Origin of the sequence: Mycobacterium helveticum, assembly GCF_007714205.1 — a bacterium.
In the GTDB taxonomy this organism is placed as follows: Bacteria; Actinomycetota; Actinomycetes; order Mycobacteriales; family Mycobacteriaceae; genus Mycobacterium; species Mycobacterium helveticum.
Genome location: NZ_VMQU01000165.1, coordinates 1 through 9,473, shown reverse-complemented (window position 1 = coordinate 9,473; position 9,473 = coordinate 1). Strand labels below are relative to the sequence as shown.

The 9,473-nt window shown below is 72.0% G+C and carries 6 protein-coding genes; 3 read left to right on the top strand and 3 right to left on the bottom strand.

The genetic code is table 11. The features are described from left to right. Nucleotides 1-70: 70 nt before the first annotated feature. The 3 genes from FPZ47_RS24705 to FPZ47_RS24695 all read left to right on the top strand — a co-directional run bounded on the left by FPZ47_RS24705 (nt 71) and on the right by FPZ47_RS24695 (nt 2,558). A complete protein-coding gene (locus FPZ47_RS24705) occupies nt 71-514 on the top strand; it encodes a nitroreductase family deazaflavin-dependent oxidoreductase (RefSeq protein WP_144956356.1) in 444 nt (147 codons plus the stop codon). A 66-nt stretch (nt 515-580) separates the two neighbouring features. Then, nucleotides 581-1,522: a transglutaminase family protein gene (locus FPZ47_RS24700; RefSeq protein ID WP_144956359.1), complete on the top strand. Its 942-nt coding sequence runs from the start codon at nt 581-583 to the stop codon at nt 1,520-1,522. Continuing rightward, the gene (locus FPZ47_RS24695; protein ID WP_144956362.1) at nt 1,515-2,558 is read left to right on the top strand and encodes a zinc-binding metallopeptidase family protein; all 1,044 of its coding nucleotides are present in this window, start codon (nt 1,515-1,517) and stop codon (nt 2,556-2,558) included. The genes FPZ47_RS24700 and FPZ47_RS24695 overlap by 8 nt, the downstream gene beginning before the upstream one ends. 29 nt (nt 2,559-2,587) lie before the next feature. Here the strand turns inward: FPZ47_RS24695 and FPZ47_RS24690 are convergent, their stop codons facing one another. The 3 genes from FPZ47_RS24690 to FPZ47_RS24680 all read right to left on the bottom strand — a co-directional run bounded on the left by FPZ47_RS24690 (nt 2,588) and on the right by FPZ47_RS24680 (nt 9,349). After that, nucleotides 2,588-5,281, bottom strand: a complete 2,694-nt coding sequence (locus FPZ47_RS24690) for a circularly permuted type 2 ATP-grasp protein (RefSeq protein WP_144956365.1) — start codon at nt 5,279-5,281, stop codon at nt 2,588-2,590. Continuing rightward, nucleotides 5,281-8,616 carry a transglutaminase family protein gene (locus FPZ47_RS24685; protein WP_144956367.1) on the bottom strand — a complete coding sequence of 1,112 codons (3,336 nt, stop codon included), beginning with the start codon at nt 8,614-8,616 and terminating at the stop codon, nt 5,281-5,283. Before FPZ47_RS24685 ends, FPZ47_RS24690 begins: the two co-directional genes overlap by 1 nt. Nucleotides 8,617-8,692: 76 nt before the next feature. Then, nucleotides 8,693-9,349, bottom strand: coding sequence for a hypothetical protein (locus FPZ47_RS24680; protein ID WP_210419994.1), 657 nt, complete (start codon nt 9,347-9,349; stop codon nt 8,693-8,695). Nucleotides 9,350-9,473: the final 124 nt, after the last annotated feature.

Genomic DNA, 9,473 nt, shown 5'->3' with positions numbered 1-9,473 from the left:
CAGTGACCTGGTGGCACCTCGGGTGCATCAACGCTTCATCCAGAAGCGATGACCTCAGGAAGGTAGTCCAGTGAGCCAAATCCCGGACGCCGAGACGCTCAACGCGTTCAACACGAGCATCATCGACGAGTTCCGCGCCAACGGCGGCAAGGTCGGTGGTCAGTTCGCCGAGGCCGACCTGTTGCTGCTCACCACGACCGGCGCCAAGTCCGGTCGGCCGCGGGTTTCGCCGCTGGCGTACTTCCGCATCGACGGCAGGCTGCTCATCGTCGGATCCTTCGCCGGCGCCCCGGTCAGCCCGGCCTGGGTGCACAACCTGCGGGCCAACCCCGGCGCCCATGTCGAGATCGGCAGCCCCGCCGGCGTGCAGGCGTTCGACGTGACCGCGCGCGAACTGCCGCCCGCCGAACGCGACGAGTTCTTCCCCAGAATCACCGCCGCGTCGACGCGGTTCGCCGAGTACCAGTCCAAGACCAGCCGGGTGATTCCGCTGTTCGAGTTGCACCGGAGCTGACCTGCGGCCGTGCGCGCAGGCCTCCGGGTATGCCGGCGACGTCGTGCTCAGCCGTGAGGAGGGGTCGTGCCAGAAGCCGAGGGCGGGGTCGCCCGCCGCCATCGCGTCACGCACCGCACCGAGTATCGCTACTCCGACGTGGTGACGAGTTCCTACGGCCGCGGCTTCCTCACGCCGCGGGACTCGCCGCGGCAGCGCTGCGTGGCGCACCGGTTGCACATCGAGCCGGCGCCGGGCGACGTCTCCACCAGCCAGGACGGCTACGGCAACACCAGTTCCTACTTCCACGTCACCGAGCCGCACCGCACCCTCACGGTCACCAGCGACTCCGTCGTCGACGTGTACCCGCCGGCGCCGACGCTCTACGGCAGCGGTCCGGCGCTGGGGCCGTGGGAGGCCGCCCGGCCGGCGGGGCCCGCGGGAGCGCTCGCGGTGGAGTTCACGCTCGACCTGGATCCGCCGGAGATCACCGACGAGGTGCGCCGGTACGCCGCACCCAGCTTCGCGCCCGGGCGTCCGCTGGTGGAGGTGCTGCGGGACCTCGCGTCGCGGATCTTCACCGACTTCACCTACCGCTCGGGGTCGACGACGATTTCCACCGGGGTGGACGAGGTTCTGGCCGCCCGGGAAGGGGTATGCCAGGACTTTGCCAGGCTGGCGATCGCCTGCCTGCGAGCCAACGGTTTGGCGGCCTGCTATGTCTCCGGGTACCTGGCCACCGACCCGCCCCCGGGGAAGGATCGGATGATCGGCATCGACGCCACACACGCGTGGGCCGCGGTGTGGACTCCGCAGGAGCCCGGCCACGTGGAGTGGCTGGGCCTGGACCCCACCAACGACCAGATGGTCGACGAGCGCTACATCGTCGTCGGCCGCGGCCGCGACTACGCGGACGTGCCCCCGCTGCGCGGCATCATCTACACCAACTCCACGCACAGCGTCATCGACGTCGGGGTCGACGTGGTGCCGTACCCGGGCCCTCTCGAGGGCGACTACTGGCATGCGTGACTTCCATTGCCCCAGCTGTGGCCAGCGCCTGACGTTCGAGAACTCCGCGTGCCTGTCGTGCGGCAGCGCGCTGGGGTTCTCCCTGGGCCAGATGGCCCTGCTGGTGATCGCCACGGGCGAGCAGGGCGAGCACGCCGGCGCCGTGGATGCCGACGAGTATGAGCTCTGCGCCAATCTTTACCTGGCCGAATGCAATTGGCTGGTAGCGAAGACTTCCGGCGGGCTCTGCGAGTCGTGCGCGCTGACCATCGAGCGGCCCAACGACGCCGACGCCGACGGCCTGGCCGCGTTCGCCCGGGCCGAGGCGGCCAAGCGGCGGCTCATTGCCGAGCTGCACGAGCTCAAGCTGCCGATCATCGGCCGCGGCCCGGACCCCGACTACGGCCTGGCCTTCCGCCTGCTGTCCAGCGCCCACGAGAAGGTGCTCACCGGGCACGAGAACGGCGTCATCACCCTGGACCTGGCCGAGGGCGACGACGTGCACCGCGAGCAGCTGCGGGTCGAGATGGCGGAGCCGTACCGCACCCTGCTCGGGCACTTCCGCCACGAGGTCGGGCACTACTACTTCTATCGGCTGGTCGCCCCGTCCGGCGACAACCTGGCGCGCTTCACCGAGCTGTTCGGCGATCCCGACGCGGACTACTCCAAGGCCCTGGACCGCCACTACAGCCAGGGCGCGCCCGACGGCTGGCAGGAACGGTTCGTGTCGTCGTATGCGACCATGCATCCCGCCGAGGACTGGGCCGAGACGTTCGCCCACTACCTGCACATCCGCGGCGCCCTGGACACCTCGGCCTGGTGCGGCTTCGCGCCTGCGACGGCGACGTTCGACCGGACCATCCTGGGCCCCAGCGCCTTTGCGACCATCATCGACATGTGGCTGCCGCTGTCGTGGTCGCTGAACATGGTGAACCGGTCGATGGGCCACGACGACCTGTATCCGTTTGTGCTGCCCGCGGCGGTGCTGGAGAAGATGAGGTTCATCCACACCGTCATCGACGACCCGACGTCGCAGTCGGGGGGAAGCGCTGCGTAGCGGCTGCGGCGCCACGATTGCGCAGGTGGCTAGGCCGGCATCACCCGTCGTTCGTCGGGCCCCCACAACGGCTGCATGAGGCCGGGCAGCGCCAGCTGGGTCGCGGTGATCGCCTCGGCCAGATCGCGCAGCCCGGCGTGTATCCCGGCCAGCAGGCCGGCCAGCTCCGCGCGGCGCCCGTCGTCGCTGACCTGCTCGAGTTCGGCGGGATGGGACCGGCGCAGCCGGGTGCTGATCTCGTCGACCAGCCGCTCCGGGCGCGACGAACCCGACGACCCGGGCAGGTCGCGCAGGTTGGCCCGCAGCCGCTCCACCTGGTGCAGCAACGACCGCGGGTTCGTGGCGTCGAACAGCATCAGCTCGGCCATCGCGGCGACGCTCACCGTGCCCGCCGTCCGGCGCCGGTAGGTCACCGACGACTCGCAGGCCACCAGCGCCGCCTCGATGATGATCTGTTCGGCCGCGGCCGGCCGGACCACGGTCAGCGTGGCCTGCAGCAGGGCGGTGAGCCACAGGCCCCGCTCGGTGCGCTTGCCGATGTCCATCATCGTCCAGCCCGCGTCGCGCACCATGGACTCGGCGGCCACCCCCGAGAGCGTGAGCATCCCGGCCAGCGTCTGCGACTGCGCCGTCGCCAGCAGCGCGTCGGCCTCGGTGAGCGAGTCCGGCGGCTCGGCCCGGTGCGCGAGTGCGCGCTCCACCCCGGCCAGCACCATCCAGGTGTCGTTGGACAGCTGGTCGCGCACCGCCCGGGCGGCCAGGGCCAGCCCCTCCACCGACTGCACCAGCGACCCGGGCCGGTCCGGATCCACGGTCAGCGACCACAGCGTCGAGGGCGCGACGGCGATCATCTCGGCGTGATCGCCGACGTCGCCGCCGGCGTCGGTCCCGGTGATCCCGCCCAGCGCGGCCATCAGCACCGGCACGCACGCGCTTTCCTCGGTGTACTGGTGATGGCGGTAGACGTGGAAACGGTCGCGGGCCACGATCAGCAGCCTGGCCATGCTCTCGGCGCGCTCGCCGTAGCGGCCGATCCAGAACAGGTCGGACAGCACCCGCGGCGAGCTGACCGCCCAGGTGCCCGCCCCGGTCTTCGCCGGTTGGGCCGCCGGGGGCGCCGGGGTCGGGAGGGCCTCGGCCCGCGCGCGTTCGGTCGGCCGCACCCAGACATCCTTGGCCGCAACGGTGTTGAACGTGTACGCGGCCGGCCCGGAAGCCAGCACGTAACCCACGCCGCCGATCATCGGCGCATAGCCGCTGCGTTGGGCCACCGTGAACAGGCGCATCCCGACACCGGCCGAGGCCAGCACACCGGCATGGTCGGTGGGTGCCGACGAGAACTGCGGCGGCTCCTGGCCCACCCACTGCCAGGGCGTGCTCTCGATCCGCGCGGCCAGCTCCGCCAGTTGCTGCGACGACAGCGTCGGTCCGACCAGGCTTTTCCCGCCGACGGTGGACTTCACCAGCAGCGACGACAGGTTGGCCAGCAGGTGGGAGCGTTCGGCGGCGATGCCGCCCCAGTACACCGGCGCGGTGTCCAGCAACGGGTCCTCGGAGAGCAGGCGCCCGGCCAGCCCGGGCAGAAAGCGCAGCAGCCCCGGGCTTTCCAGGATGCCACTGCCCAGCGTGTTGACCACGGTCACCGTGCCGCGGTGCTGGGCCTCCACCAGGCCGGCCACCCCGAGGCGGGAGTCGGCGCGCAGGTCCAGCGGGTCGGTGTACATCGCGTCGACGCGGCGGAGCACCACGTCGACGCGTTTCAGGGTGCCCAGCGAACGCATCCACAGCGTGCCGTCGCGCACCACCAGGTCCGCGCTCTCCACCAGCGGAAAGCCCAGCAGCGTCGCCAGATACGCCTGGTCGAACGCGGTCTCGGAGTAGATGCCCGGGCTGAGCACCACCACCACCGGATCCTGCGCGATGTCGGGTGCCGCGTCGATCAGCGCCAGCCGCAGCGCCTGGGCGAACGGTGTCGTCGGCCGCGGCGCGACCCTCTCATAGAGGTCCGGAATCGCGTGCGCGACGACGCGCCGGTCGGCCAGCGCGTAGCCGGCGCCAGAGGGCGCCTGGGTCCAGTCGGCGTTGACCCGGAAGCTGCCGTCGGGCAGCCGGCTGACGTCGCACGCATGCATGAACAGCTGGTGGTGCCCGGGGATCTCGATCCCGTTGGCGGCGCGCACGTAACCGGGGTGGGCGAACACCAGTTCCGGGGGCAGCAGGCCCTCGGTGAGCAGGCGCCGCGGCCCGTAGAGGTCCGCGAGCACCGCGTCGAGCAGGCGCGAGCGCTGCACCAGCCCGGCCTCCAGCGTCTCCCAGTCCGCCGCCGACAGCACGATCGGCAGCGTGTCGAGGTGCCAGGGTCGCGGTTCCAGGCCGCGCCCGCCCGGGCCCGCCTCGGTGTAGTTGATGCCGTCGTTGTCGATCAGGGTGTGCACCACCGAGCGCAGCCGGTCCAGCCCGGCGCGGCCCCGCTCCGCGACGGCGTCGGCCAGCTCGTGCCAGGCCGGGCGCACGGACCCGTCGCGGTCGACGAACTCGTCGAACCCGATCGCCGGGCCGGTCCCGGGGCCCTCCCGCAGGTCGAACAGCGCCTCCTGGGCACGGGCGGCGCGGTATCCGTCCAGCAGCCGGTCGGCGTCGCGGCGGGCGCCCGGCGCAGCCGAAGCCGTCGCCGGCCATCCGTTCGTACCGAGTGCCCTGGCCGTGTTGTCCGGGAATGCCATTACTGCTGCACGGTACGCACGCGGCGCAGGTCGAGGATGCCCGGCGCGCCGACGTCGGTGAACATGCGGGCCTGCTTCTCCCGGAGGCCGGACAGGTCGAGCTTGCCCGGGGTGAAGCCGGTCGCCTCGAAACGGCGGGCGCGGCGGGCCTCGGCCTCGACGGCGTTGACGGGCGGCTCGTCGTAGGCGCGCCCGCCCGGATGGGTGACGTGGTAGGTGCAGCCACCGCGGGACGTCCCGGTGGTCAGGTCGACCAGCTCGAACTGCAGCGGGCCGTCGGCCGAGATGGTCGGGTGCAGCGCACTCGGCGGCTGCCACGCCTTGAACCGCACCCCGCCGACGTGGACGTCCGGGTTGTCGGTGGCCAGCAGCGGCACCGGGTAGCCGTTGCAGGTCACCAGGTAGCGGTGCCGGTCGGCGCCGATGACGCGGACCTGGATCCGCTCGACCGAGGAGTCGACGTAGCGGGCGGTGCCCGTCGCGGCTGACTCCTCGCCCAGGGTGTGCCACGGCTCGATCGCGCCGCGCAGCTCGATCTCCACGCCGTCGAAAACGGCGGTGCCGATGCGCGGGAAGCGGAACTCGGTGAACGGGTCCAGCCAGCTGGTCTCGAAGCCGATTCCGTGGGCGCGCAGATCGGCCGCGACGTCGGCGATGTCATGGATGATGAAGTGCGGCAACAGGTATCGACCGTGCAGGTTGGCGCCGTGGCGGATCAGGGGGGCGCGCAGCGGTTGCTCCCAGAACCACGCCACCAGCGCACGCACCAGCAGCGACTGCACCATCGCCATGCGCAGGTGCGGCGGCATCTCGAACCCGCGCAGTTCGAGCAGGCCGAGCCGGCCGCGGGGGCTGTCGGGGTTGTAGAGCTTGTCGATGCAGAACTCGGCGCGGTGGGTGTTGCCGGTGATGTCGGTCAGCAGGTGGCGCAGCGCGCGGTCGGCCAGCCAGGGTTTGGCCAGGTTGCTCTTGGGCCCGCCGCCGCTGACCCGCGCGATCTCGGCGAACGCGATCTCGAGCTCGTACAGCGCCTCGGCGCGGCCCTCGTCGACGCGCGGGGCCTGCGAGGTGGTGCCGACGAACCGCCCGGCGAACAGGTAGGACAGCGACGGGTGGCGCTGCCAGTACGTCAGCAACGAGACCAGCAGGTCCGGGCGGCGCAGCAGCGGCGAGTCCGCCGGGGTGACGCCGCCGAGCGTGATGTGGTTGCCCCCGCCGGTGCCGCCGTGGGTGCCGTCGACGTCGAACGACTCCGTGGACAGCCGGGCCAGCCGGGCCTGTTCGTAGAGGGTCTCCAGCAGCCGCGCCTGTTCGGCGAAGCCGGCGGTGGGCGCGACGTTGACCTCGATCACGCCCGGGTCGGGGGTGATCGTCGTCGACCGCAGGCGGGGGTCCGGCGGCGGGCCGTAGCCCTCGACCACGACCGCGCAGCCGGCGTGCGCCGCGGCGGCCTCGACGCGGGCGACGAGGTCGGTGAAGTGTTCCAGCGCCTCGGTGGGCGGCAGGAAGACGTGCAGGTACCCGTCCCGGACCTCGGCGACCATCGCGGTCGGCGGCGCCCCGTCGGGGTCGGTGACCACCGCGCGCGCCGAGTCCGGGCCCGGCGCGTCGCCCGCGGACAGGGGATCGGTGTCGAATGTGGGGCGGGGCGGTCGCCAGCTGATCGAGTCCAGCGGCAGCCGCAGACCCGCGGGGGAATCCCCGGCCAGCAGCACGATGCGCCCGCGGCGCAGCCGCCAACACGCGCTGGCCCACCCCAGGCCGTCGTCGCGCCGGTGCAGCGGCAGGACGAAAGCCGCAGGCACGGTGAGGGATTCGTCGAGGCGGGCCAGCAGCGCGGCGCGCCCGGCGGGGGAGTCGTCGGCCAGATCGTCGGCCGGGTCCACCGGATCCCCTTCGGGCAGACGCACTTTGGCCGCCAGTCTGTGCAGCGGGTCCTCGTAGGCGGGTCGCACCTGAGAGGCCGGCAGCCCCAGGCCGTCGGCGATGCCGGCGAGCACCGCGCGGGCCGTGTCGGCATCGGCGGGCCGGGCCGGTTGGCCACTCCAGGGGTCGGTCAGCAGCGTCCCGTCGGTCCACAGCGGTCGCCCGTCGGTGCGCCAGTGGAGCGCGATCTCCCAGCGCGGCAACGGTTCTCCGGGATACCACCGGCCCTGCCCGCGCTGGATCAGCCCCTGCGGGGCCCACGCCGCCTTCAGCCTGGCGGCCAAATCGGACGCCCGCTGCCGCTTGTGCGGGCCGTCTGCGGCCGTCGTCCATTCCTCGGCCGACGTGCCCGGGCGGATGTCCACCGACACGAACGTCGGTTCCCCGCCCACGGTGAGGCGGACGTCGGCGGCGGCCAGCCGCTCATCGACGCGGCGCCCGACCTCGCAGATCGACCGCCACGCCGCGTCGGTGTAGGGCAGCGTGACGCGCGGGTCCTCGTGCACGCGGGTCACCGTGTTGGAGAACTCCAGCGTCGACTGGCAGGGCTCGGTGCCGCCGCTGATGGGCGCCGCGCTCGCCGGATGGGGCGTGGCCGCCAGCGGGATGTGGCCCTCGCCGGCGAACAGCCCCGACGTCGGGTCCAGGCCGACCCAGCCCGCGCCGGGGACGTAGACCTCGGTCCAGGCGTGCAGGTCGGTGAAGTCGGCGGCGGTGCCCGACGGCCCGTCCAGGGCCTTGACGTCGGAAGCCAGCTGGACCAGGTAGCCCGACACGAAGCGGGCGGCCAGCCCGAACCGGCGCAGGATCGACACCAGCAGCCAGGCCGAGTCCCGGCACGAGCCGATCCCCCTGCGCAGCGTGTGATCCGGTGTCTGGACCCCGGGTTCCATGCGCACGCTGTAGGCGACGTCGTTGTTGACCGCGCGGTTGAGGCCGACCAGAAAGTCGATGGTGCGGGTGCCGTCGGGTACCGAGAAGTCGCGCACCCACGCGCGGACGAGGTCGCCCGGCCCCGCGCCCTCGCCGTCCTCGTCGACCGGCCGCAGGTAGGGCTCGAGGTCGTCGGCCAGCGCCTTGGGGTAGACCAGCCCGCCGGGGGGCCATGTCTCGGCCCAGTCCTCGATGAAGAAGTCGAACGGGTTGATCACCTTCAGGTCGGCGATGAGCCCGACGGCGATGGTCAGGCGGGTCATGGGGTTGGGGAACACCAGCCGCGCGAGGAAGTTGCCCACGGCGTCCTGCTGCCAGTTGATGAAGTGGTCGTCGGGTTCCACGCGCAGCGAGTAGGCCTCGATCGGCGTCCGGCAGTGGGGCGCCGGGCGCAGCCGCACCACGTGCGGATACACGCGGACCAGCCGGTCAAAGGTGTAGCTGGTGCGGTGCTCCAGCGCAACTTTGATGCTCATAACCGCTGATTGCATCACAAGCAGCACAACGCCGCAGCGCGCCGCGGCGGCGCCCCGCGCGTTCAGCGGGCCGGCGTCAGGACGGCTGGTACCCCGGTGGTGGCCCCTGCGGGTAGCCCTGCTCCAGCGGCACGACCCGCCCGCCCGACAGGGTGCGGAAGGTGTAGATCAGGATCAGCGCGGCGACGGGGAGCCCCACCAGCAGGCCGAGGCCGCACGCCAGCGCGCCGACAACGATCACCACCACCTCCACCAGCCAGGCCAGCAGAGCGTTGCCGAAGTTCGACCAGACCGTGGACAGGCTCGCCGTCAGCGCGGTGACCGGCGGTTGCGCACGGTCGATGGCGAACGGAACCGTGAACATCGCGAAGATGCCGAAGATGAGGCCGGGAAGGAAGCACAGGGCCGAGGCGAGCGTGCTGAGGACGCTGACGAGCAGCGCCGCCAGGATGACCGTGCCGAAGTTGCGCGGCCTGAAGAACGACCCGATGGTCACCGGCCGCCCGTCGGCGATGTCGAGGCACCCGGTCAGGAACGCCGATTGGGCGAACACCCCCACCGCGAAAACCAGCAGGTAGCCGATCACCATCATGGCCCACTCGCCCGGCCAGAGATTCGTTATGGCGCTGGTGGAGTCGCCGGAGTTGGTGCCCACGCCGGTGCCCATCCCGGTGCTCAGGGCGATCAGGCCGTAGGCGGCGCCGAGCAGCAGCCCGTACACGAGGACCGGCACGATCAGCGCCGCGGCGTTCTGCCTGAACTTCTTCCACGCCCAGCCGAACGCTTCGCTGATGCTGAACGGGGGCCCGGGCGGGCCCCCGCGCCCGCCGCCGGGTCTTGGTATCCGCCACTAGGAC